At 55.0% G+C, this 23,931-nt stretch carries 24 protein-coding genes; 14 read left to right on the top strand and 10 right to left on the bottom strand.

Annotation, left to right across the window (positions count from 1 at the left end; all coding sequences use genetic code 11):
- Position 1 precedes the first annotated feature (1 nt).
- The 5 genes from sapD to KGP17_RS13810 all read right to left on the bottom strand — a co-directional run bounded on the left by sapD (position 2) and on the right by KGP17_RS13810 (position 5,612).
- Entirely contained in the window at positions 2-994 is a 993-nt protein-coding gene (gene sapD / locus KGP17_RS13830; protein WP_021806551.1) for a putrescine export ABC transporter ATP-binding protein SapD, read from the bottom strand.
- Complete coding sequence (gene sapC, locus KGP17_RS13825; RefSeq protein ID WP_021182070.1) at positions 994-1,884, bottom strand: putrescine export ABC transporter permease SapC; 891 nt, start codon at positions 1,882-1,884, stop codon at positions 994-996. Before sapC ends, sapD begins: the two co-directional genes overlap by 1 nt.
- Positions 1,871-2,836 carry a putrescine export ABC transporter permease SapB gene (sapB, locus tag KGP17_RS13820; RefSeq protein WP_209522871.1) on the bottom strand — a complete coding sequence of 322 codons (966 nt, stop codon included), beginning with the start codon at positions 2,834-2,836 and terminating at the stop codon, positions 1,871-1,873. Before sapB ends, sapC begins: the two co-directional genes overlap by 14 nt.
- On the bottom strand, positions 2,833-4,485 hold the full coding sequence (gene sapA, locus KGP17_RS13815; protein ID WP_223497771.1) for an ABC transporter substrate-binding protein SapA: 1,653 nt from the start codon (positions 4,483-4,485) through the stop codon (positions 2,833-2,835). Before sapA ends, sapB begins: the two co-directional genes overlap by 4 nt.
- Positions 4,486-4,835: 350 nt before the next feature.
- A complete protein-coding gene (locus tag KGP17_RS13810) occupies positions 4,836-5,612 on the bottom strand; it encodes an NAD(P)H-dependent oxidoreductase (protein WP_223499647.1) in 777 nt (258 codons plus the stop codon).
- Positions 5,613-5,700: 88 nt separating this feature from the next.
- Here KGP17_RS13810 and KGP17_RS13805 point away from each other — a divergent pair, with 88 nt between their 5' ends.
- Positions 5,701-6,594: a LysR family transcriptional regulator gene (locus KGP17_RS13805; RefSeq protein WP_021806547.1), complete on the top strand. Its 894-nt coding sequence runs from the start codon at positions 5,701-5,703 to the stop codon at positions 6,592-6,594.
- On the opposite strand, the gene pspF is transcribed toward KGP17_RS13805, so the two are convergent.
- Complete coding sequence (gene pspF, locus KGP17_RS13800) at positions 6,591-7,598, bottom strand: phage shock protein operon transcriptional activator (RefSeq protein WP_179247535.1); 1,008 nt, start codon at positions 7,596-7,598, stop codon at positions 6,591-6,593. The two genes, KGP17_RS13805 and pspF, sit on opposite strands and share 4 nt — an antisense overlap.
- A gap of 184 nt (positions 7,599-7,782) precedes the next feature.
- Here pspF and pspA point away from each other — a divergent pair, with 184 nt between their 5' ends.
- From pspA to KGP17_RS13760, 8 genes are all read left to right on the top strand, one after another.
- Positions 7,783-8,448 (top strand): phage shock protein PspA, encoded by a 666-nt coding sequence (gene pspA, locus KGP17_RS13795; RefSeq protein ID WP_223497770.1) that lies wholly within the window; start codon positions 7,783-7,785, stop codon positions 8,446-8,448.
- A gap of 57 nt (positions 8,449-8,505) precedes the next feature.
- Entirely contained in the window at positions 8,506-8,733 is a 228-nt protein-coding gene (gene pspB / locus KGP17_RS13790) for an envelope stress response membrane protein PspB (protein ID WP_021182064.1), read from the top strand.
- Positions 8,734-8,861: 128 nt separating this feature from the next.
- On the top strand, positions 8,862-9,170 hold the full coding sequence (pspC, locus tag KGP17_RS13785; RefSeq protein WP_046808503.1) for an envelope stress response membrane protein PspC: 309 nt from the start codon (positions 8,862-8,864) through the stop codon (positions 9,168-9,170).
- 88 nt (positions 9,171-9,258) lie between these two features.
- Positions 9,259-9,525 (top strand): phage shock protein PspD, encoded by a 267-nt coding sequence (pspD, locus tag KGP17_RS13780; RefSeq protein WP_021182062.1) that lies wholly within the window; start codon positions 9,259-9,261, stop codon positions 9,523-9,525.
- Positions 9,506-10,903 (top strand): YcjX family protein, encoded by a 1,398-nt coding sequence (locus KGP17_RS13775; protein WP_021806545.1) that lies wholly within the window; start codon positions 9,506-9,508, stop codon positions 10,901-10,903. The genes pspD and KGP17_RS13775 overlap by 20 nt, the downstream gene beginning before the upstream one ends.
- Entirely contained in the window at positions 10,900-11,958 is a 1,059-nt protein-coding gene (locus tag KGP17_RS13770; protein WP_021806544.1) for a YcjF family protein, read from the top strand. The genes KGP17_RS13775 and KGP17_RS13770 overlap by 4 nt, the downstream gene beginning before the upstream one ends.
- 283 nt (positions 11,959-12,241) lie before the next feature.
- A complete protein-coding gene (locus KGP17_RS13765) occupies positions 12,242-13,429 on the top strand; it encodes a M20 aminoacylase family protein (protein WP_223497769.1) in 1,188 nt (395 codons plus the stop codon).
- A gap of 125 nt (positions 13,430-13,554) precedes the next feature.
- Complete coding sequence (locus KGP17_RS13760) at positions 13,555-14,838, top strand: MFS transporter (protein WP_223497768.1); 1,284 nt, start codon at positions 13,555-13,557, stop codon at positions 14,836-14,838.
- Positions 14,839-14,960: 122 nt separating this feature from the next.
- On the opposite strand, the gene KGP17_RS13755 is transcribed toward KGP17_RS13760, so the two are convergent.
- Positions 14,961-15,326 (bottom strand): hypothetical protein, encoded by a 366-nt coding sequence (locus KGP17_RS13755; protein WP_059200923.1) that lies wholly within the window; start codon positions 15,324-15,326, stop codon positions 14,961-14,963.
- Between the two features lie 355 nt (positions 15,327-15,681).
- Here KGP17_RS13755 and tyrR point away from each other — a divergent pair, with 355 nt between their 5' ends.
- On the top strand, positions 15,682-17,253 hold the full coding sequence (gene tyrR, locus KGP17_RS13750; protein ID WP_039996264.1) for a transcriptional regulator TyrR: 1,572 nt from the start codon (positions 15,682-15,684) through the stop codon (positions 17,251-17,253).
- A gap of 64 nt (positions 17,254-17,317) precedes the next feature.
- Here tyrR and tpx read toward each other — a convergent pair whose 3' ends face one another.
- Positions 17,318-17,821, bottom strand: coding sequence for a thiol peroxidase (gene tpx, locus KGP17_RS13745; protein ID WP_021806539.1), 504 nt, complete (start codon positions 17,819-17,821; stop codon positions 17,318-17,320).
- 167 nt (positions 17,822-17,988) lie between these two features.
- On the opposite strand from tpx, the gene ycjG reads away from it, so the two are divergent.
- On the top strand, positions 17,989-18,960 hold the full coding sequence (gene ycjG, locus KGP17_RS13740; protein ID WP_223497767.1) for an L-Ala-D/L-Glu epimerase: 972 nt from the start codon (positions 17,989-17,991) through the stop codon (positions 18,958-18,960).
- On the opposite strand, the gene mpaA is transcribed toward ycjG, so the two are convergent.
- Positions 18,957-19,664: a murein tripeptide amidase MpaA gene (gene mpaA, locus KGP17_RS13735; RefSeq protein WP_059200921.1), complete on the bottom strand. Its 708-nt coding sequence runs from the start codon at positions 19,662-19,664 to the stop codon at positions 18,957-18,959. The two genes, ycjG and mpaA, sit on opposite strands and share 4 nt — an antisense overlap.
- A 147-nt stretch (positions 19,665-19,811) precedes the next feature.
- Here mpaA and KGP17_RS13730 point away from each other — a divergent pair, with 147 nt between their 5' ends.
- From KGP17_RS13730 to zntB, 3 genes are all read left to right on the top strand, one after another.
- Positions 19,812-20,162 (top strand): hypothetical protein, encoded by a 351-nt coding sequence (locus KGP17_RS13730; RefSeq protein WP_021182239.1) that lies wholly within the window; start codon positions 19,812-19,814, stop codon positions 20,160-20,162.
- Between the two features lie 160 nt (positions 20,163-20,322).
- Complete coding sequence (locus KGP17_RS13725; protein ID WP_223497766.1) at positions 20,323-21,957, top strand: ABC transporter substrate-binding protein; 1,635 nt, start codon at positions 20,323-20,325, stop codon at positions 21,955-21,957.
- 141 nt (positions 21,958-22,098) lie between these two features.
- The gene (zntB, locus tag KGP17_RS13720) at positions 22,099-23,082 is read left to right on the top strand and encodes a zinc transporter ZntB (protein ID WP_115158881.1); all 984 of its coding nucleotides are present in this window, start codon (positions 22,099-22,101) and stop codon (positions 23,080-23,082) included.
- A gap of 328 nt (positions 23,083-23,410) precedes the next feature.
- Here zntB and KGP17_RS13715 read toward each other — a convergent pair whose 3' ends face one another.
- Positions 23,411-23,809: a VOC family protein gene (locus tag KGP17_RS13715; RefSeq protein WP_223497765.1), complete on the bottom strand. Its 399-nt coding sequence runs from the start codon at positions 23,807-23,809 to the stop codon at positions 23,411-23,413.
- Between the last annotated feature and the right edge of the window lie 122 nt (positions 23,810-23,931).

Raw genomic sequence — 23,931 nt, 5'->3', positions numbered from 1 at the left:
GTTATTGCTCCTCCATGTTCAGCGGGAAGTGGCAGGCGAACAGATGATTCTTCACCGGGCGCAGGCGTGGGGTTTCAATACATTGCTTTTGCGCATACGGACAGCGTGGCCCCAGGCGACAGCCGATCGGCAGATGCTCCAATGAGGGGATCGCTCCCGGCAGCGTATTCAGACGGCTCTTATGCGGCAGTGAACGACCAAAGTCCGGCATGGCGCGGATCAGCGCCTGGGTATAAGGATGATGAGGGGCGGCAAGCAGATCTTCACACTGCGCACTCTCCACCGTCTGGCCGCAGTACAGCACGTTGACCCTGTCAGCCCATTTGCTCATCATCTGCAAATCATGGCTGATCAGCAGGATGGTGGTGTTATTGTTTTGGTTCAGGCGCGCCAGCAGGCGGAAGATCTGCGCCTGCGTGGTGGGTTCCATGGCGTTGGTTGGCTCATCGGCAATCAGTAATCTTGGCTGATTGGCCAACGCAATGGCGATCATCACCTTCTGGCATTCCCCTTCTGTGAGTTCGTAAGGGAAGCTGCCCATGATATCGAGGTGATCCTTGATACCGACGCGGTGCAACAGCTCAATCGCCCGCCGCTTGCGCCAGTTAAAGCGCTGCCACCAACGGCCCTTGTAAGTCCAGCCGGGAATGGCCTGGGCCAACTGGCGGCCAATACTTTCGGAAGGATCAAGACAGGATTGCGGCTCCTGGAAGATCATCGAAACGTTGTGGCCCACCAGTTTGCGCCGTTCGCGCGGGCTGAGCTGCAACAGGTCGATGTCGTCAAAGCGGAAGCGGTCGGCGGTAACACGCCAGTTATCTTTGGTCACGCCGCAGATGGCTTTGGCAATCAGGCTTTTTCCTGAGCCGGATTCGCCTACCAGGCCGCGCACTTCACCTTCGGTCAGCGTCATGCTGACGCGATCGACGGCCTTCACCGGCCCTTCGGCGGTCATAAATTCAATCGTCAGATTGCGGATATCGAGTAACGGCATTATTCCACTCCCGCATTGATCGCGCGGCGTATTCCGTCGCCCAACAGGTTAACCAGCAATACGCTGATCAGAATAGCCGCACCGGGCAGCATCACGGTCCAAGGTGCCACATAGACCAACTCCAACGAGTCGCCTAACATGGCTCCCCATTCCGGGGAAGGCAACTGCGCCCCCAGATCGAGGAAGCCCAACGCCGCGATATCGAGAATGGCCATCGACAACGCGCGGGTGAATTCAGTGATCAGTACGGCGGCAATGTTCGGCACCACGGCGTACCACAGGATCTGCATCGTCGAAGCGCCATCCAGACGGGCTGCGACCACGTACTCTTTTTCCAGCTCATCGTGCACTGCGCTGTAGATGGTACGCACCATCCGTGGCAACAGTGCGAGCCAAACGGCAAGCATGGCGTGCTCCAGCTTCGGCCCGAGGAAGGCCACCACGATAATCGCCAGCAGCAGTGAAGGGATGGAGAGCAGGGTATCGAGAATATGGTTGAGCATCGCAGACAGCAGGCCACGGGTGACCCCCGCAAACACGCCCAGGATCACACCACAGACGGCGGCGGCAATGGTCACAATCAGTGCCGAACCATAGGTAGCGGCGGCGCCGGTCAGCAAGCGGCTGAGGATATCGCGGCCCAGATCGTCGGTGCCCAGGAAGAACGACACGTTACCGTAGCGTGACCAGGACGGCGGTAGCAACTGATATCCCAGGAACTGCTGATCGAGGGCATAAGGTGCCAGCAGGCTGCCGAACAGGGAGAGAAACAGCAGGCCTAGCACCCCATAAAAACCAATCATCGCCAAAGTGTCGCCGTAGAAAATCCGCCAGGTATAGAGCAGCGGGCTAGGCATTTTCTTTTCGCGGTATACGTTATCGAAGGGCATACCATTCCTTATGTTTCAGCGGGTTGGTCGCCGCGCCCAGAATGTCGGCCAGCACGTTAATGGTGATCACCAGCGTGCCGATCACCATCACGCCTGCGGAGATGGCCGCGTAGTCCTGTTGGCGGATGGCGTTAATCAGCCAGCGCCCCAGCCCTGGCCAACTGAACACCACCTCGGTGATCATGGCCAGCGTGAGCATGGTCGAAAATTGCAGACCGAGTTTTGGGATGATCGGCGGTAACGCGTTGTGCAATACGTGACGGCGGATAATGGTAAAGCGTGACAGGCCACGGGTTGCGGCAGCCTTGATGTAGTTCTGGCTGAGGACATCGTCGGTGCTGATGCGCATCAAGCGGATCACCTCGGTGATTGGGGCCACCGCCAGAGCGGCAATCGGCAGCACCATATGGCGCAGTGCACTGGCAATCATCTCATTGCGATAAGGCGAGTCAGATAGCCAGGCGTCAACCAGCGCCAGACCGGTGACCTGCTTGACCTGATACAGCAGATCGAAACGACCCGACACTGGCAGCCAGCCAAGATGCAGTGAAAAATAGAGCATCAGCAGCAGTGCCAGCCAGAACACCGGAATGGAAAAGCCCAGCAGGGCAAAGGTACTGATGGCGGTATCCTGCCACTTGCCGCGCATCACACCGGCAATAATACCCAGCGGAATGCCGATAAACAGGGCTAGCGTAAAGGCTAAAATGCACAGTTCCATGGTGGCCGGGAACACTTCGCGCAGCTGTTCGCTGATCGCCTGGCCATTGATGCTGGAAACGCCAAAGTCCCAGTGCAACAGGCTGAAGAAATAGAACTGGTAGGCATCCAGCAAGGCGGCACCGTTTAACGGCGCGCGCGGGGTAAAGTAGCTCAGGCTGAAGCTGACCAGCGTCAGGAAGAACAGCGTGATCAGCAGCAACAGGATGCGGCGTAAGGTAAAGATAATCACTTTTTCGCGGCCTCCGCCGGTTCACGGTATACCCCGGCAAATGATGAGTTGCCGAACGGGCTCAACACCAGTCCTTTAATATCATAACGGTAGGCCTGCAAACGCAAAGAGGAGGCCAGCGGCAATACCGGCAACTGCTGTTCGAGGATCTTCTGCGCCTGCTGATAATGCTCGATACGCTGTGATAACTGCTGTGACAACAAGGCGTCCTGCAACTGTTCATCAAAAGCGGGATCACACCAGTGAGCATAGTTGGTTTGCGAACGGATTGCCGCACAGCTCAGCAGCGGACGGAAGAAGCTGTCCGGATCGTTACTGTCGGTTGACCAGCCGGTGAGCGTCAGATCGTGGTTCATTTCCATCAGCCGGGCTTCCTGGAAGCGGCCTTCTACCGGTACGATGGTGACATTAATGCCGACCTGAGCCAAATCCGCCTGTAGCAGTTCCGCCGTTTTCAACGGGCTGGGGTTATAGGATTGCGATGCGGTAGGCACCCAGAGCTTCAGATCCAATGGCCCCACACCGGCTTCACGCAGCATTTCTCGTGCCTTGGCCGGATCGTATTCGGTGACGTGGGCATCATTATCATAGGCCCAGGAGGCGCGTGGCAGGATCGAGGCGGCGGTCTCTGCCGTGCCGTAATAGATCGATTGCATCAGGCGCTGGTTATTAATGGCCAACGCAATGGCCTGGCGCACCTTCAGGTCATCCAGCGGTGGCTTGCGGGTGTTGAAGGCCAGATAGGCGATATTCATCCCAGGGCGCAGCGTCAGGCGTAAACGCGGATCGTCGCGCAGGATCGAAAGCTGGCTGGCGGCGGGGTAGGCCAGCACATCGCACTCGCCGGTCAGCAATTTAGACAGGCGGCCCGTACCCCCGGCCCCCATGTCGATCACCACCTGCGGCATGCGCGGTTTCCCTTTCCAGTAAACGTCATTACGTGCCAGACGAATATATTGCCCGGAACGGTATTCGTTCAACAAGAATGGGCCGGTGCCGACCGGTTCACGATCGATCATTTCCTGGGTGCCATCCAGCGTCAGGTTGTCGGCATATTCTGCCGATAGCACCGGTGCATAATGGGTCGCCAGATGCCACAGGAAGGACGCATCCGGCGCCTGCAAGCGGAACTCGACGGTGTATGGGTCCAGCTTTTTCACGCTTTGCACGGAGTCGGCAAACTGCAAACTGTCGAAGTATGGGTATTCACCGCCGTTAACATTGTGGAACGGATGCTTCTGATCAAACACCCGCTGAAAACTGAATACCACATCGTCGGCGTTCATTTTGCGCGTGGGCTTGAACCAGGCGGTGGTCTGGAAAGGCACATCCCGGCGCAGGTGGAAGCGGTAGGTAGCGCCGTTGTCCAGCACTTCCCAACTTTCCGCCAGCTCTGGGATCAGGCGGTAAGTGTAAGGGTCGACGTCCAGCAGCCGATCGTAAAGCTGGTCGGCCAGAGTATCGACCGTCAGACCACTGCTGGCCATCTGCGGATTGAAAGTGTTCAGAATGCCGCTGACGCAATAGACAAAGCCGCTCTGGCGGATGTCTGCTGGCGGTGGTGCTGCGCTGGGCACAGCCGGTGTCGCGGCCAGGGCAGACGTTGCCAGGCAGCCGAGCGACATTATCCAAAGAGGTAAACCACGCATAGACGCTTCATGGGTTATTAAGCAATAACGTTAGTGTATCGCACTCTGACCAACAGCCCAATTCCTTGAGCAAAATGGCTGAAATTTCGGCGGTTTGGTTAAGCTTGCCGCTGTTTTCTGGCGTGTCGGCCTCCGTCCGAAATCCGTGCTGGTGGATAATCACCCAAGCTTAGCGTGGTAATGAGAAAAATTCTCAACAAAGTGCTTTACAGATGATACTGAGAACTATTATCATCATTTGGCAGTTCACGGAAGGCCACACCTTGTGGCCCTTTGTGGAAGGCACGACATTGCTCACATTGCTTCCAGTGTTTACTTAGCCAGCTCGGGTGCTGGCTTTTTTTTTGCCTCTATTTCAGGTGAACGGCAAAACCGGCGCGGCCAGGGGCAATGTCTTCTCGCAGCGTTAACTGTGGGATCGCATAATCGCCAAAGTTTTGCTTACGGAATGGCAAAGGCTCGGTGCTTGCCAGCGTATCCAGTCGTTCCCCCAGCGCCGCACAAAGCTCAGGAAATTTCGCCTCGTCGAAGCGATCGGTACGGTACGCCACAAACGGTGGCAGCACGTCAAAGCCGGGGTAATACAGAATGCCATGGTGAATCGGGAACAGAATATCCGCTATCGGGCCGTTGATACCGCGTGGGCTGTAATGAGACTCCCAACCGCCCGCAGTGACCAGCAGCATAGCCCGTTTCCCTGCCAGCGTACCTTCGCCATAACGATCTCCCCAATGCGTATCGGAATGCTCGCCAACGCCATACGCGAAGACATAGGCATACACGCGTTCTACCCAACCCTTGAGGATGGCTGGCATGGAGAACCACCACAGCGGAAACTGGAGGATCACTGTATCCGCCCAGAGTAACTTCTCCTGTTCCAACGCAATATCTGCGCTTTGCGTTCCTTGCTCCAGAGCGATCCGGGAATCCATCGCCGGATTAAACCGGGCAGCGCTATCCCGATCCGTACGGTCTTCACCATCCAAAGAAGCTTTCCATTTCATGGCGTACAGATCGGAAACCTGTACTTGATGCCCAGCGTCCTGCAGATGTTTGACCGCAAAGTTTTTTAGTGAGCCATTAAGCGATTGAGCTTCTGGGTGAGCGTAGACCAGCAGAATATTCATCATTAAGTTCCATTGCTGTAAAGAGAGCAACAGAGTAGGTTAGCGCCAGGTATAGTTAAAATTGATTTAGATGATGACAGGTATTTGCATGAGTAATTTCGGCAGACTGGATCTCAATCTATTGGTGACGTTGGATGTGTTGCTGATGGAATTGAATGTTACGCGCGCGGCGGAGCGGTTGTCGCTGTCGCAACCTTCGGTAAGTGCTCATCTGGCCAAACTGAGAGCGTTTTTCGACGATCCGCTGCTGCTGCCTGGCCCAAGAGGAATGCGGCCAACGGCCAGGGCGGAGGCTTTACGTGAACCTTTGCGGGAGGCGTTGGAAGTGCTCGAACACACCGTTTCACCCATCAGCCCTTTTGAGGCGGCCAGCGCGAATATCACCTGGCGCGTTGCCGCATCCGACTATGGCGAATCTACGGTGCTGTTACCTGCATTGGCACGGCTTCGTCAGGCTGCTCCCAACAGCCGATTGGCGGTGTTGGAACTGGCACCGACCAGGATTGCCCGGCAGGCGGAGATGGGGGAGATCGATCTGGCCTTTCACACTCCGGACAGTGCGCCGGCGGGGATGCGTCAACGCGTGTTATTCAAGGAGAAGTATGTGTTGGTGGGCCGCTTCGGTCATCCTGCGTTGATGGCTCGCCCCACGCTGGCGCAATTTAGCCAACTGGAGCACGTGGTGGTTTCGCCAAACGGCGGGGGATTTAGCGGCATCACCGATCACACGCTGGATCAGGTTGGGCTTTCACGGCGGGTGGTGCTTTCCGTCCCGCATTTTCTGTTTGTGAAATCGGTGATCGCCAAGACGGATCTGGTGGCGATGTTGCCCGAACGCCTGGTACGAGACAGCCCTGAGGTACAGATTGCCGAGCCACCAGTGGAGATCCCAGGCTATGAGCTGGCAATGCTATGGGATGAGCGTTCGCATCGCGATCCCGCCCATCAATGGTTACGCGAATTGATCGCCCAGTCGGTTTAACTTCCCTCAGGGTCGCTACCTTGCAGCAGCGCATGCTTTTTCAACATGCCGCGGAGCTGATGATAGGTCAGCCCCAGTAAATCGGCGGCTTTGCGCTGATTGAAACGGCCCTGTTTCAATGCCATTTCCAGCAGGGTTTTCTCTTGTTGATGCTGCCAGCTTTTAAAATCCAGCGGCAATGCAGGTAACTCACTGGTCGGCGCGGTTGCCTCATCATCAAGCGGCGCTGAACGCTTGGCAAAGGGGTTAATGATGATCTCATCCAGTTCATCCTGGCCTGAACCATGGCGGTAAACGGAGCGCTCAACCACGTTTTTCAGCTCACGCACGTTACCCGGCCAGGAGTAGCCGAGCAGCGTCGCCCGCGCATGTTCACTAAAGCCGGGGAACAACGGCAGTGACAGCTCGCGGCACATCTGAATGGCGAAATGCTCGGCCAACAGCATGATGTCTTGCTGGCGTTGGCGCAGCGGCGGCAGTTGCACCACGTCGAACGCCAGGCGGTCCAGCAGATCGGCACGGAATTTACCGGCGGCGGCCAGCGCGGGCAAATCGTCATTGGTGGCGCACACTAGCCGAACATCCACCCGCAGCGGTTGGCTGCCACCCACGCGTTCCAGATGGCCGTATTCAATCACCCGCAACAGCTTTTCTTGCACCAGCATTGGCGCGGTTGCCAATTCATCCAGAAACAGGGTGCCGCCATCGGCACGTTCAAAGCGGCCAAGATGGCGTTTTTGTGCGCCGGTAAACGCGCCAGCCTCATGGCCAAACAGCTCCGAATCCAGCAGGTTTTCATTCAGCGCCGCACAGTTGAGGGAGATAAACGGTCCTTGCCAACGGTTGGACAGATAGTGCAATCGGTGGGCGATCAGCTCCTTACCGGTGCCGCGCTCACCGATCACCAGCACCGGTTTGTTGAGCTTGGCCAACTGTGAAACTTGCTCCAGCACCTCCACAAAGGCGTTGGCCTCGCCCAACAGGTTCTCTAACGGTTCGCTCATGATGAAATTCGCCAATGTTTGGTGAAAACACTCACTCTACAGCAAGCGTGGCGAGAGTCAAAAACAAATAATCTTTGTATTTCAATGAAATAAAAGTTGGCACGCTTCTTGATTAACTCTTAGGGCAAGTTGTATAACTTAACTCGGCGCTTCAGACGCCTTCAGAACCAAGAGGAAGTAAATTATGGGTATCTTTTCTCGTTTTGCCGACATCGTGAACGCCAACATCAATACTCTGCTCGATAAAGCAGAAGACCCGCAAAAGCTGGTGCGTTTGATGATCCAGGAAATGGAAGACACGCTGGTTGAAGTGCGCTCCACCTCAGCGCGTGCCCTGGCGGAGAAAAAACAGCTGCTGCGCCGCATTGAGCAGGGTGAAAACCAGATCAATGACTGGCAGGACAAAGCCGAACTGGCGCTGCGTAAAGATAAAGAAGATCTGGCCCGTGCGGCGTTGATCGAAAAACAGAAAGTGGCCGATCTGCTTGCTACACTGAGCCAGGAAGTGGCTACCGTAGAAGAGACGCTGGCCCGCCTGAAGAGTGAAATTGGCGAGCTGGAAAACAAGCTGACCGAAACCCGCGCACGCCAGCAGGCATTAACGCTGCGCCATCAGGCGGCTTCTTCTTCACGGGATGTGCGTCGCCAACTGGACAGCGGTAAACTGGATGAGGCGATGGCGCGTTTTGAACAGTTTGAGCGCCGTATCGACCATATGGAAGCCGAAGCGGAAAGCGTCAGCATTGGCAAAAAGAAAAGCCTGCATCAGGAGTTTGCCGAACTGCAGGCGGATGATGCCATCAGTGAGCAACTGGCGGCAATGAAAGCCAAGATGAACCGCCCGGAATAATGCTTAAGCGGCCACCCAGCGTGGCCGCCACACTACGGCCAATAAGAAGGAATTGAGATGAGTGCTCTATTACTTGCCATCCCGTTGACAATCTTTGTGTTGTTTGTCGCACCGATTTGGCTTTGGTTGCATTACAGCAACCGGCAACAGAGCGGCGTTCAACTGAGTCATCAGGAGATGCAACGTCTGACGCAGCTGGCGGAGCAGGCCTCACGCATGCGCGATCGTATTCAGGCGTTGGAAGACATTCTTGATGCGGAACACCCGAATTGGAGGCAGTCGTAATGCGTAGAGACCAGGACAGAGGAAAGTTTGGCGATCGTCACGATCGTTCTTACTACAACGACGACAGCGGTTCATACAAGGGCAACACGTTAGGCAGTAAAAAACTGTACCGTGTGCCTGAAGAAGGCATGCTGAAGGGCGTTTGCGCTGGCCTTGCCCACTATTTTGACGTGCCCGTGCGTTTGATCCGGGTGATTGCCGTGCTGTCGCTGTTCTTCGGGCTGTTCTTCATTACGGTAGTCGCCTATATCGCCTTGGTCTTCGTGCTTGAGGAGGCTCCAGCCAGCCGTTATCAGGATGAACATCAGGCCACACCGCGCCAGTTGCTCGATAAGCTGGAATACGAATTGAGCAGCGGGGAGCAGCAGTTGCGCAAGGTCGAGCGCTACGTCACGTCTGACACCTTTGGCGTGCAGAGCCGTTTTCGCCAACTGTAACCTCTCTTAACGATGCACGGGCCTGCGTATGCCGCAGGTCAGGCATTGCACCGACTTTTTCCCCAACATTTGCCAGAGGGCCGCAACCATGAGCAAAACCTATGCGATTAATGCCCCAAAAACTGCTTCACCAAAATGGGGAGTAGGTGCATTGTTGAAGACCTTGTCGAAAGTCATCATCATAGCGCTAATGAGTTATGGCCCGGCGGGGGCAACCGCGTGGTTGCTGAAAACCGTCAGCCGCAAACCGCTGCGTTACGTGTTGGCCCTGTTGCTGGAACCGCTGGTTCGCAAAGGGCTGAACAAGGCGTTCGGGCGCTATGCCAAGGAGAACAATGAAACGACTGCAAAATGAGTTAACTTCGCTGGTCAATCGCGGGATGGATCGTCATCTGCGGCTGGCAGTCACCGGCTTGAGCCGCAGCGGTAAGACGGCGTTTATCACCGGATTGGTCAATCAATTACTCCATGTTCACAGCGGCGCACGTATGCCGCTGTTTTCCCCTGTGCGGGAAGAAAGGCTGTTGGGGGTGAAACGCATTCCTCAACGCGACCTCGGTATCCAACGTTTCACCTACGACGAAGGCCTGGCGCAGCTGTATGGCAATCCGCCAAGTTGGCCAACGCCAACCCGTGGCGTCAGCGAAATCCGCTTGGCGCTGCGCTATCGCTCCAATGATTCACTACTGCGCCATTTTAAAGAAACCTCCACGCTGTATCTGGAGATCGTCGACTATCCGGGCGAATGGCTGCTGGATTTGCCGATGCTGGAACAGGACTACCTGGCCTGGTCACGTCAGATGGCTGGGTTGTTGCAGGGCGACCGCGCGCGCTGGGCCGAGCCTTGGCTGGCCTTGTGCAAAGATCTCGATCCGTTGGCCCCGGCGGATGAAAACAAGCTGGCGGCAATCGCCCAGGCTTATACCGACTACCTGCTGCGCTGTAAGGCCGAAGGATTGCACTTTATTCAGCCTGGGCGCTTTGTGCTGCCTGGCGATATGGCCGGAGCGCCTGCGCTGCAGTTCTTCCCGTGGCCGAACGTCGATGCGGCAGGGGAATCGCGCCTGGCACAGGCGGACAAACATACCAATGCGGGCATGTTGCGCGCCCGCTTTAACTATTACTGTCAGTCGATCGTCAAGGCGTTTTATAAAGAGCACTTTGTGCGTTTCGATCGCCAGATCGTGCTGGTGGATTGCCTGCAACCGCTCAACAGCGGGCCGCAGGCGTTTAATGATATGCGTTTGGCGCTGACTCAGTTGATGCAAAGTTTCCACTACGGCAAGCGTACGCTGTTCCGCCGCCTGTTTTCGCCGACCATCGACAAACTGATGTTTGCGGCCACCAAGGCGGATCATATCACCGCCGATCAGCACGCCAATCTGGTTTCGCTGTTACAGCAACTGGTGCAGGAGGCCTGGCAGAATGCCGCGTTTGAAGGCATCAGCATGGACTGCGTCGGCCTGGCTTCGGTACAGGCGACTGAAAGCGGCATTGTCGATCATCATGGGCAGCCGATCCCGGCATTGAAAGGCCACCGCCTGGACGATGGTGCACCGCTGACGGTCTTCCCCGGCGAAGTGCCTGCGCGCCTGCCTGGCCCGGCGTTCTGGCAGCAACAAGGGTTCCATTTTGACCAGTTCCGCCCACGTATGATGAGCGTTGACAGCCCGCTGCCGCATATCCGTCTGGACGCGGTGATGGAGTTTTTATTGGGAGATAAATTACGATGAGCGAGCCGTTAAAACCGCGTATCGATTTTGCCGAGCCGTTGCAGCCGCCACAGGAACCGGTGTTGCGCGCAGGCTTGGAATTTGACGAACAGCAAGCCGAGAAATTCTATCCGGCAGCGCCAGAGATGGAGCTGGAAGAGGAGGAAGGGCGCGCGGAAGGCATTGTTAACGCCGCGTTGAAACCCAAGCGCAGCCTGTGGCGCAAAATGGTTAACGCCGGGTTGATGCTGTTTGGCGTCAGCGTGGTGGCTCAAGGTGTCCAGTGGGTGCATACCTCCTGGGTGCAGCAGGATTGGATTGCGCTGGGTGGTGGGATCGCCGGTGGGTTGATCGTCTTCGCCGGTATCGGTTCGGTGGTCGGGGAATGGCGCAGGCTATACCGCCTACGCCAACGGGCAGAAGAGCGTGACGAAGCTCGGGAATTGCTGCATAGCCACGGCCTGGGGAGAGGGCGAGAGTTTTGTGAAAAGCTGGCGCGTCAGGCCGGGTTGGATCAAGGGCACCCCGCTTTGCAACGCTGGCAGGCTTCATTGCATGAAACCCAGAACGACCGCGAAGTGGTTGCGCTGTATGCCAAGCTGGTGCAGCCGGTGTTAGATAATCAGGCGCGGCGCGAAATCAGCCGTTCGGCGGCAGAGTCGACGCTGATGATCGCCGTCAGCCCTTTGGCCTTGGTGGACATGGCCTTTATCGCCTGGCGCAATATCCGCCTGATTAACCGCATTGCGGCCCTGTATGGCATCGAACTGGGCTATTTCAGCCGTATTCGTCTGTTCCGTCTGGTGTTGCTGAATATCGCCTTTGCTGGCGCCTCCGAGCTGGTTCGGGAAGTGGGCATGGACTGGATGTCGCAGGATATTGCGGCGCGGTTGTCTGCGCGGGCAGCGCAGGGGATTGGGGCAGGTCTGTTGACGGCGCGATTGGGCATCAAGGCGATGGAACTCTGCCGCCCGTTACCCTGGTTAGAAGGCGATAAGCCAAAACTGGGTGATTTCCGTGGTCAATTGATTAACCAACTGAAAGACACCATGAAAAAAGGTCAAAGCAAAGTCTGACTCCACCAGGCTGCGTCAATCAGACGCAGCCTGGTGGCCGCACCGTCCAAAACTCCCTTCTTTTTGTACACCGCTGCAATACCCATTAATTGTTAATGATAAGTTAATCAAGTGTTTGTTTTGCGGTCTTGGTCACGAAAAATCCCACGGACCGCGGCAAAGAAGACGGTATATTTGACTAACAATTAATCTGAATATCTGACTACGCCAGCGGGTAATCCCGCCGTATTCACTTGCTGCTTCAGCACCAAGACATCAATCCCAAGGACAGGAGGTAATGAACATGCCGCACCGTGACCCAAATTTAGAGACCTTCCAACCCTATGCCGATGAAAGCCAAACCCTCCGTCGACATATTCATCAATACCCTGAACTGGGATTTGAGGAACGACAAACCGCCGATCTGGTGGCGGGAAAGCTTGAGGCGTGGGGGTATCAGGTGACACGTGGGCTCGGTATCACCGGCCTGGTTGGGACGCTGAAAAGAGGTAACAGCCCCCGCACGTTAGGTATTCGGGCAGATATGGATGCCTTGCCGATCCTGGAAAATACGCAACTCCCTTACAGCAGCCAGCACGAAGGCATCATGCATGCCTGTGGGCATGACGGCCACACCGCGATGTTGCTTGGTGCGGCACATTATCTGGCCGATCACGCCTGTTTCGATGGCACCTTGCATCTCATTTTTCAACCTGCAGAAGAGGGGTTGGCAGGTGCCCAGAAGATGATCGACGATGGCCTGTTTAAATGCTTCCCCTGTGACGCCGTTTTTGCCATGCACAACATGCCGGGCTTCCCGCAGGGGCAGTTTGTCTTTGGTGAGGGGGCGTTTATGGCTTCCAGTGATACGGTCACCATCACCATTCACGGCAAAGGGGGCCATGGAGCGATGCCGAAAGGCACCGTTGATGCCGTGGTCGTCGGAGCTAGCATTGTGATGGCATTGCAGACGATCGTCGCGCGTAATTTGGGGGCGCAAGAGCCGGGCGTGATCACCGTAGGTTCATTCCAGTCAGGCATGGCCAGTAATGTCATCGCCGACTCTGCGGTATTAAAACTCAGTGTACGCGCGTTGGATCCGCAAGTCAGGGAGCTGTTGGAAGAGCGCATCAAGACGTTAGTGGCGGCCCAGGCGGCCTCATATGGTGCCAGGATCGATATTGACTATGATCACACCTATCCCGTGTTGGTCAACCAACCGGAGATGACCCGTTTTGCCAAGCAGGTGGCGCAAAATTTAATGGGTGAAAGCCATCCGCAGCAGGTAATTGATATTCCAGAACCGTTGATGGGCAGCGAAGACTTTGCCTTTATGCTGAACCAGTGCCCTGGCAGTTATTTACTATTAGGTAACGGCAAGGGTGAAAACAGCTGCATGGTACATAACCCCGGCTATGATTTTAATGATGAAATTATACTCAGAGGGATCGCCTATTGGTCTGCGTTGACGCAGGAATTCCTGAAGGAATAAACCTCGGCCTTTAATAACTTGCTAATGCTGCTGAATTTGTCGGGGTCGAACATGTTTGATCCTGGCATAACATCGATTATCTGGACGGACGCCGCATGTGGCGTTCCTACATAAAAGGACAGGCCATGGATAGCGTCAAGGAAAGAAAGTCCCCGGCTAGGGCCATTGTGGCTACCACGTTAGGCAATGGCTTAGAGTTTTTTGATTTGGTGCTTTACGCATTTTTTGCGACCTACATTGCAAAAGCTTATTTCCCCGCGACAGATCCTTTGGTGAGCATGACGATGACCTTCCTGATCTTTGGGATGGGTTATCTTGCCAGGCCGCTGGGGGCGCTGGTCATCGGCCATTATGCCGATAAAAAAGGGCGCAAGCCCGCCATGACGCTGACGTTCCTGCTGATGGGGCTCAGTACCCTGACGATTGGTATCACCCCGTCATATGAAAGCATCGGGACTGCGGCCCCGATCATTATTACCCTGGCCAGGCTGATGCAAGGCTTCTCCGCAGGCGGTGAGTTGGGCGCATCAACCACCCTGCTGGTGGAGTATGCTAAACCCCATAATCGCGGGTTTTACGGGGGATGGCAGGTCGCGAGCCAAGGTGCGGGCAACGTATTTGCCGCCATGACGTTGGTGATCCTGGTCAATTGTATGCCAGAGGCGAGTGTGGAAGCCTGGGGTTGGCGTATTCCGTTTCTGTTTGGCATCGTGATTGTTCCGGTGGGGCTGTATATTCGCTTTAAGCTGGAAGAAACCGCCACTCACACCTTACCAACGGCCAGCGAAAGCGTCAGCAAAATCCCCCTGCTGGAAGTGATAACTACCTACTATAAAGAAACCTTGGCGGGAATTTTGCTGACGATGGAGGGAACCATTCCGCATATGATCATCATGTTTTATATTCCCAACTACGCCATCAGCATATTAAAGCTGGATACCAGCTATAGCATGTTGATTGGTGCCGTCGCCGGTTTGATTACGTTGATTGGTGGCCCGCTGGCCGGGATGTGGTCAGATAAGGTCGGCAGAGTTCGGTTGATTGCGTGGGCGAGAATAGCGATTGTTGTACTGATTTATCCTGCCTTTTATTTACTCAGCACTCACCCCAGTGTTGAAATGCTGTTTGCAGTGATGATTGTGCTGAGCATTATCAATATTATCGGTGCTTCGCCTTCCATCACCATTTTGCCGGAAATATTCCCAAGACGGGTAAGAACCACCGGGTTATCGTTGGTGTATAGCGTTGCCGTGGGGATCTTTGGTGGTTTCTCACTATCGGCGGCTTCCTATCTAATCAAGCTAACCGGCAATACTACGGCTCCGGCGTTTTACGTGATTGCTGGCTGTGTTTTATCGCTGTTTGCCTTCCTGTACATCAAGGAAACCAGCCAGACGCCGCTCAATTAATGACCTCCCCCTGCAACCCTCTCAATGAGCGAGAGGGGTTGCTCTTTTGGGTAAGCAAGGTTACTTGGACACCCACGATCATGCGGCTGAACAGGTCTTCTATCAGGACGCTTAAAGCATCATTACCATTTATAGCCCATGTTCACGCTGTAATCAGGATCCTGATTGGTGGAGTAGGGATCGGACTGGCGCAGGCGATCGGTTTTTTTCACCGGGCCATTAAGCCTAGAATACGATTTGTCGCGTGGGCGGCTGCAGCTGGGATGGTCGCATTCAAGATTGGCACTGAAGCCGGTTTCATCTTTTGATTCTGACCAAACCATTGGTGCCTTGGCAGTTTTTTCTGCGGGCCCTGGTGTCGCCTTGGGGGCGGGGGCGTCTTTAATGCTGGGTTCCGGCGCCTTGTAGGATAGGTCCAGCGCCTGGGTTGGGGCGCTCAACAACAGCGTGGTGCAGCAGAATGCTGCCAGTGTATGCTTTCTAAGCATGGTCAATTTCCCGTTAATAGTTACTCTGCGCAACTATAAAATAGTCAGACGAGAATTACTATCATTTGTAACCAGTGAGGTCGCTTTTTTTAGTTTGTAACCACAGATTGACGAAAGAACATCCGCCTGTAATCGCGTGATAATCCGCTGCCAAAATAATGCAGAATATAATAACTCTCTAGAAATAAGCTAAAATTACGCCGATGGTGTTATTGGCTGGCGTTTAAAACCGCTAATAGCAGTGATAAACTGGAGCTCTGTCAACTTTTGCTGACAGATCGCTTCTTCCTTCCGGGGGGAGAGGTTATCATCATCACCAGACATCCCCGCACCTGCAGAGATAAGGCCAATACTGATGCGTTTGGAAGTATTTTGCGAAGACCGTCTCGGTCTCACTCGAGAATTACTCGATCTTTTGGTATCGCGCAGTATCGACCTGCGCGGCATCGAAATAGATCCTATCGGCCGTATTTACCTCAATTTTTCCCAGCTGGATTTTGATACCTTCCGCGCGCTGATGGCGGAGATCCGGCGCATCAGCGGTGTGACCGATGTGCGCACCGTTAACTTTATGCCTTCTGAACGTGAACACCGTGCGTTACGTGCGTTGCTGGAGTCGATGCCGGAACCGGTGTTTTCCATCGATATGAAAGGCAAGGTGGAGCTGACTAACCCGGCGGCCCAGACGCTGTTCAACTTCAGCGAAGACAAGATCCGCAATCAAACGGCGAGCCAGCTGATTGGCGGCTACAACTTCAGCCGCTGGCTGGAGAGTGAAGATACTAAGCCGCATTCCGAGCGGGTGGTGATCCGCAGCCAGGATTTCCTGATGGATATCACCCCGATCTATCTGGAAGATGAGCAACAGCAAAATTCCCCTGTGGGCGCCGTGGTCATGCTCAAATCCACCGCCCGCATGGGCCGCCAACTGCAGAACCTGTCGGTCAATGATGATACCGAGTTTGACCATATTGTCGCCGTCAGCCCGAAGATGCGCCACGTGCTGGAGCAGGCGCGCAAGTTGGCCATGCTGGATGCCCCATTGCTGATTGTGGGCGATACCGGCACGGGGAAAGATATTTTGGCGCGGGCCTGCCACCTGCGCAGCCCACGTGGTAAACAGCCGTTCCTGGCGCTGAACTGTGCCGCCTTGCCTGATGATGTGGTGGAGAGCGAACTGTTTGGCCATGCGCCGGGCGCTTATCCGAATGCGTTGGAAGGTAAGAAGGGGTTCTTTGAGCAGGCCAACGGTGGCTCAGTGCTGCTCGATGAGATTGGCGAGATGTCGCCACGGATGCAAACCAAACTGTTGCGTTTCCTCAACGACGGTACTTTCCGTCGAGTAGGGGAAGAGCATGAGGTGCATGTGGATGTCCGGGTGATCTGTGCCACGCAGAAAAACCTGACCGAACTGGTGCAGCGCGGTGAATTCCGTGAAGATCTCTATTACCGCTTGAACGTGCTGACCATCACCATCCCACCGCTGCGCGAACGCCCGCAGGATATCATGCCGCTCACCGAGCTGTTTGTGGCGCGTTTTGCCGATGAACAAGGGGTCGCCAGGCCGAAACTGGCCAACGATCTCAGTAGCTTCCTCTGCAAGTACGGCTGGCCGGGCAACGTGCGACAGCTGAAGAACGCTATCTATCGTGCCTTGACCCAAACGGACGGCTACGAGCTGCGCCCGCAAGACATCGTTCTGCCGGATTTTGAGGTGGAGATAGCGCTAGGGGATGAAGTGATGGAAGGCTCGCTGGATGATATCAGCAAGCGTTTTGAACGCTCGGTGCTGACTCGTCTGTATCGCACTTATCCCAGCACCCGCAAACTGGCCAAGCGCTTGGGCGTCTCGCATACGGCAATTGCCAATAAGCTGCGGGAGTACGGGCTGAGCAATCGCAAACTGACCGACGACAGCGAAGAATAGCGCTACTTTATTTCAGGTATAAAAAAGCCCGGTTTATAAGCCGGGCTTTTTGGTATTTACAGGCTTATTTCAGCGCGGCAAGCGCGGCATCATAATCTGGCTCGGTGGTAATTTCGTTTACCAGCTCGCTATACAGCACGTTGTCCTGGCCATCCAGCACCACCACGGCGCGTGCGGTCAGACCGGCCAACGGGCCTTCGGCAATCTCTACACCATACGCCTGCTTGAAATCACCGCCGCGCAGGGTAGACAGAGTAACCACGTTGTTCAGGCCTTCTGCACCGCAGAAGCGTGACTGGGCGAACGGCAGGTCGGAAGAGATACACAGGACCATGGTGTTATCCAGGCCACTCGCCAACTGGTTGAATTTACGCACCGACGCGGCACAGACGCCGGTATCAATGCTTGGGAAGATGTTCAGGACTTTGCGTTTACCCACGAAGCTGCTCAGGGCAACGTCTGACAGGTCTTTGGCAACCAGGGTAAAGCTTTTTGCCTGCTCGCCCTGCTGTGGCAGTTTGCCTGCTACAGTGACAGGGTTGCCTTGAAAATGTACGGTCTGAGTCATTGCTCGGTTCCTTTCAACGATGTTTATACAAAGATGTGAAGCCGATTAACACCGAGTTCACAATCTCGAAGCAGTTTAAGGCAACAATCGCACCTTGGATAGATAAAGTTTATCAACTGCAGGTATAGTGGACTGACTTTATGTGGTTTTTTCGCTCGGGAGCCGTTATGAGAAGCATGCGTTTTTACCCTGAAGCCTGGCCATTGCATACCGCCTTTGTGATCGCACGCGGTAGCCGGACCGAAGCCAAAGTCGTGGTGGTAGAGATTGAACAGCAGGGGATGTGCGGTGTCGGTGAATGCACCCCTTATCCGCGCTATGGCGAGAGCGAAACCTCGGTGATGGAGCAGTTGGCCGAAGTGTCCACGGCCATCGCACAAGGGGTAACCCGGCAGGAGTTGCAGCGCCTGATGCCCGCAGGGGCGGCTCGTAACGCGGTCGATTCGGCATTATGGGATTTGGAATGTCGCCTTGCGGGCAAAGATCTGTGGCAATTGAGCGGAGTTACCGCGCCGGAACGAGCAGTGATGGCGCAAACGCTCAGCATTGGCTCGCCGGAAGCGATGGCGTTTGCCGCTAAAGAGCTGGAACAACAGGGCGCGACGCTGCTGAAAATCAAGCTCGACGATCACCTGATCAGCGAAAGGCTGGTGGCGATCCGCACGGCGGTGCCGCAGATGACGTTGATCGTCGATGCCAATGAATCCTGGCAGGCGGAAGGTTTGGCATCGCGTTGCCAACTGCTGGCGGATTTAGGCGTGGCGATGCTGGAGCAACCCTTACCGGCCAGCGACGACAGCGCCCTGGAAAACTTCATCCATCCATTACCGATTTGCGCCGACGAGAGCTGCCATACCAGCGGCGATCTGCCTCGGTTGGTGGGGCGTTATCAGATGGTCAATATCAAGCTGGATAAAACCGGTGGGCTGACCGAAGGATTACAGCTTGCCGCACAGGCGCGCGCTCAGGGCTTCGAGATCATGCTTGGCTGTATGCTCTGCACCTCAAGAGCCATTACGGCGGCGTTGCCGTTGGTGCCTGGTGCCCGTTTTGTGGATCTCGATGGCCCAACCTGGCTGGCAAAAGACGTAGTGCCCGGTTTGGCCTTTGAGTGCGGTGCTATTGAGCTTTCACGCTAGTCAGCATAGGTCAGCAACTCGACCATGGCGGCAAGGTAGTTTTCACTAGCGGCGTCGGCTGAGATCGGCGGGAACTCGGCGGTGATGCAGGGCAAGGACAAGTCTGCGCACCAACTGCCGAATGAACCCGGGGTTTCATAGCCAACGCTGGTCACCAGCGGCAGGGCAAACTTATGCGCCAGCCAAACGCCCAGCGCGGAGCTTTCCGGATCTTCTATACAGGCCAATGGCTCATGGAAGGACACCACCCAGCGTGGCTTCAGGCGATGGATCAGATGGCATAATCCCTGGGTTTCCGGTTCGGAACCTGGCCTGCCGCCGGTGGAGAGTCGCACGTCACGAGCCTCCGCCGCGCTGTTCCAACGGTAGACCGTATCGCCTGAGCGCCAGTTGGCCGACGGGAAATTACGGTTCAGATCGACGCCGTTGGCATTGGAGCGCAGCCCAAGCTGGCAACCATCCGGATTGACCGCCAGGATCACATGATGGCGCAGTTGGGCGGGGGCGATACTGCGCAATGCGCAGGATAACGTCACCACAGCGGCAGTCTCGTCCCCGTGGGTGCCTGCAATCACCAACCCGGTATCCGGGCCGCTTCTGGCCGCCGGGAAATACAGCAGTGGGGCGCCTAACATCGATTTACCGTAAGTTTCACCTGCAACTGCCAGCTGGCCACGCTCACTGCGCGGTCTGTGTTGGGTCATGGGGTTTCCCTTTAAGCCAAAGTCAGAAAGAAATGCGATGTTATTGAGTGTATTACGCTTTCGCTTATCTTTCCCAGTCTGTTAAGCGAATAAAGTGATGTCTATTGTTATACTATCGGCAAGTGCTAACGATAAAGAGGATTTAACATGCCAGTTGCCAGAATAGTCGCGCGTTACAGCGAAAACGAAAAAGACACCATCACCCTACTGTGCGGCGTGGATGCAGAAAACCAGATCCGCCAGGGTGAATGGTTTGGCGTAGTGAAAAATGACGATGGGCGTGGTGACGAGTCCAACTATCCGTTCACCTTGCACGTGGATCATCAGAAAGGGGAGTTTTTCCTCGATTATGGTTTTGACGACGCCGAATCACGCCAGTTGCAAAAAACCGATATCCATCTCAACCCGTTGGTAGAGAAAGGCTATTTCACCATCTTCGATGAAGAAGAAGGGGAAGAGTTCAGCTATAAGATCGCCAGTATTCATCTTTACGACTGATCCTGCCTAAGCAATCAGCCCGCATTGCCGATAATGGCTGCGGGCTTTTTTTTGGATCAAACATCCACTTTTTACATTCTTGTTACGCCAGGCTATAGGTGGCGGGCATCTTTGTGCTATATGATAAAAAATTCATGGGGTTAACTGGGGCATATCTAACATGACGAGAAGAAAAATTCTGGCGAGTTTTCGTTTAACGCTTTGCGCGGTCACCATCAGCGCGGGTATTAGTGGCGCTATGGCAGCTCAGGTTTCCCCAGGTACCGCTCTGGCGGAGAAACAGGAGATTGTGCGGCACATCAAAGATGAGCCGGCGTCGCTCGATCCGATTAAAGCCGTGGGCCTGCCAGAAGCGCAGGTGGCACGCGATCTGTTTGAAGGGCTGGTGAATCAGGACGCGCATGGCAAAGTGATCCCCGGTGTCGCCACCCGCTGGCAGACCTCGGATAACCAGACCTATATCTTCACGCTGCGCAAAGATGCCCGCTGGTCCAACGGTGACCCTGTCACGGCGAAAGACTTCGTTTATAGCTGGCAACGGCTGGTCGATCCGAAAAGCCTGTCGCCGTTTGCCTGGTTTGCTCAGCTAGCCGGGATCCAGAATGCCGAAGAGATTATCGCCGGTAAGCTGCCCATCGATAAGCTTGGCGTGGTGGCAGTGGATGACCATACGCTAAAAGTGCAGTTGAACAAGCCTGTGCCCTATTTTGTCAGCCTGACGGCGAACTTCAGCCTGTTCCCAGTCCCCAAAGCCGTGGTTGAGCAATACGGCAACGATTGGACCAAAGTGGGTAATCTGGTAGGTAACGGTGCATTCAAACTGCAAGAGCGAGTGGTTAACGAGAAACTGGTACTGGTGCCGAACAACCATTATTGGGATCATAAACACACGGTGTTGACCAAGGTGACCTTTGTACCGATCAACCAGGAATCTAACGCCACCAAGCGTTATCAGGCTGGTGATATCGATATTACCGAATCCTTCCCGAAAAACATGTACCAGAAGCTGTTGAAGGATATCCCAGACCAGGTTTACACGCCGGATCAACTTGGCACTTATTACTACGCGTTCAATACCCAACGTGCGCCAACCAATGACGTACGGGTGCGCAAAGCCTTGTCTTACGCTATCGATCGCAAGATCATTGCCGAAAAAGTGCTGGGCACCGGCGAGAAACCGGCCTACCACTTCACCCCTGATGTCACTGCGGGCTTTAAGCCGGAAACCAGCCTGCTGCAGCAACAGTCCCAGGAAGAGTTGAACGAGCAAGCCAAGGCGCTGATGCAGGCGGCAGGTTATGGCCCGAACCATCCCCTGAAATTGACCCTGCTGTATAACACCTCAGAGAGCCACCAAAAGATTGCCATTGCCGTGGCGTCAATGTGGAAGCAAACCTTGGGTGTTGACGTTAAACTGCAAAATCAGGAGTGGAAAACCTATATCGACAGCCGTAACACCGGCAATTTCGACGTGGTTCGCGCCTCCTGGGTGGGGGATTACAACGAGGCCTCGACCTTCCTGTCACTGCTGACCTCTTCACACAGCGGGAATATCGCCAAATTTAACAGCCCGCAATACGACCGTCTGTTGGCCGATGCCAGTCGCGAGACTAATCCAACGGCGTTAACCGCGGATTATAACAAGGCCGAGCAGATGATTGCGGCCGAGGCCCCGATCGCCCCGATCTATCAATATACCAACGGGCGTCTGATCAAGCCTTGGGTGAAAGGTTACCCAATCACTAACCCAGAAGATGTCGCCTACAGTCAGGAAATGTATATTCTGAAACATTGATGTTCAGAGTCCTGACGCCTGCCCAAGCCCTCGCCAACGCGGGGGCTTTTTACTTTAAGATCCCGTTATGGCGTTGCCACTTTGATCCCTAAGGCAATAACGCTAGACTCTGTATCAACGGCAAAATAATGAGGGTTTTGAATGGATGTCATTGAGGGGCGCGAACTGCAGGTGCCCGACGCGGTCTATGCCTATCAACTCGACGGCAAAGGTGGCACCACGCCAATTGAGGATGACGATAAGATCACCAGCGAGGAGCCGTGCTGGCTGCATCTGGACTATGCCCATCCGGCCAGCGCCGAGTGGCTTGCCAACACGCCGCTGCTGCCGGATCTGGTAAGACAAGCGCTGGCGGGGGAAAGCACCCGGCCACGCGTCACCCGGTTGGGCGACGGGACGCTGATCACGCTGCGTGGCATCAATTTCAATACGGACTCACGGCCCGACCAATTGGTGACGTTTCGCGTCTATATCAACGATAAAATGATTATTTCCACCCGCCATCGCAAGGTCTACTCGATCGATGAGGTGGTTAATGAATTGCACAATGGCCAGGGGCCGATTAATAGCGGTAACTGGCTGGTAGAAATCGCTGATGCGCTCACCGACCACACCAGTGAATTCATCGAAGATCTGCATGACAAGATCATCGATCTGGAAGATGCACTATTAGAGCAGCAAATCCCTGAGCGTGGGCAATTGGCGCTGATCCGCAAACAGTTGATTGTGCTACGCCGCTACATGGCCCCGCAGCGCGATGTTTTCTCGCGTTTAGCGAGTGACCGCCTGCCGTGGATGAATGACGATGAGCGTCGCCGCATGCAGGACATTGCCGATCGCCTGGGGCGCGGATTAGATGATCTGGATGGCAGTATCGCCCGTACGGCGATCCTGTCTGATGAGATCACTACCGTGATGGCCGATGCCATGAACCGCCGTACTTACACCATGTCGCTGATGGCGATGGTCTTCCTGCCAACCACTTTCCTGACTGGGCTGTTCGGAGTCAACCTGGGGGGGATCCCAGGCAGCGGTAGCCCGCTGGCGTTTGCCTCTTTCTGCTTTATGTTAGTGGCATTGGTCGGGGGCGTTGCCTGGTGGCTGAGGCGTAGCCGCTGGTTGTAACGACAAATAGTGGCGAAAACGCGAGTAAAGTTGAGCAGTATCAACATTTGCTTACGCGAACTGCGGCATTCTTACTCCCGCAGGTGAATGCAACGTCAAGCGATGGGCGTTGCGCTCCATAATTGTTTTATTTACTTATTTTTAGAATTATTGCATAGCACATTTAATTCAATACGATGCCGGTTTAATCACCGGCATTTTTTTATGCTTTTTTCCCTTTGGCGAATCCCAAACAACCGGCTCACTCCGTAGGGGCGCTGCATGCTGCGCCCAGTTAGCGACATGCCGTCCAAGATCGCCCAATTAACAACACGCCGCCTCGATTAGGCTAAGCCGCGCTTTCGTCCCAGAAGCTGGCTTCTATCTTGTGGCCATCGAGATCGCGGACGAAACAGCCGTAATAGGCGGCACCGTAATGTGGCCGTGACCCCGGTGCACCGTCTTCTTGTGCCCCAGCGGCGACCGCCTGCTGATAAAACTCATCAACCTGCTGCTTGCTGGTGGCGAAGAAGCCAATATGCACGCCGTTCGCGGTGCCTGCGGGTTTGCCATCTATCGGCAGTTGCAACCAAAATTCAGGATAGTCACGGCCATAGCCGATAGCGCCAGGGTGTTCCAGCACGCGTCGGCAGCCTAACGCCCCGAGAACCCGGTCGTAAAACTGTGCAGCGGCATCGAAATTGTTGGTTCCCAGCGAGACGTGGGAAAGGCAGGGGGTGATATTCATCGTTGGTCTCCTTTGACTGTATAAATAAACAGTATAAGGTAAAAACCGCACTGTCAGGCACTTTATGCGTGAATTGTGAACAGGATCTAACATTAAGCGGAGAAAAAACCTCCGCCTGCGGG

Origin of the sequence: Serratia sp. JSRIV001 (assembly GCF_019968745.1) — a bacterium.
Classification (GTDB): Bacteria; Pseudomonadota; Gammaproteobacteria; order Enterobacterales; family Enterobacteriaceae; genus Chania; species Chania fonticola_B.
This window is presented reverse-complemented; position numbering and strand designations above follow the sequence as displayed.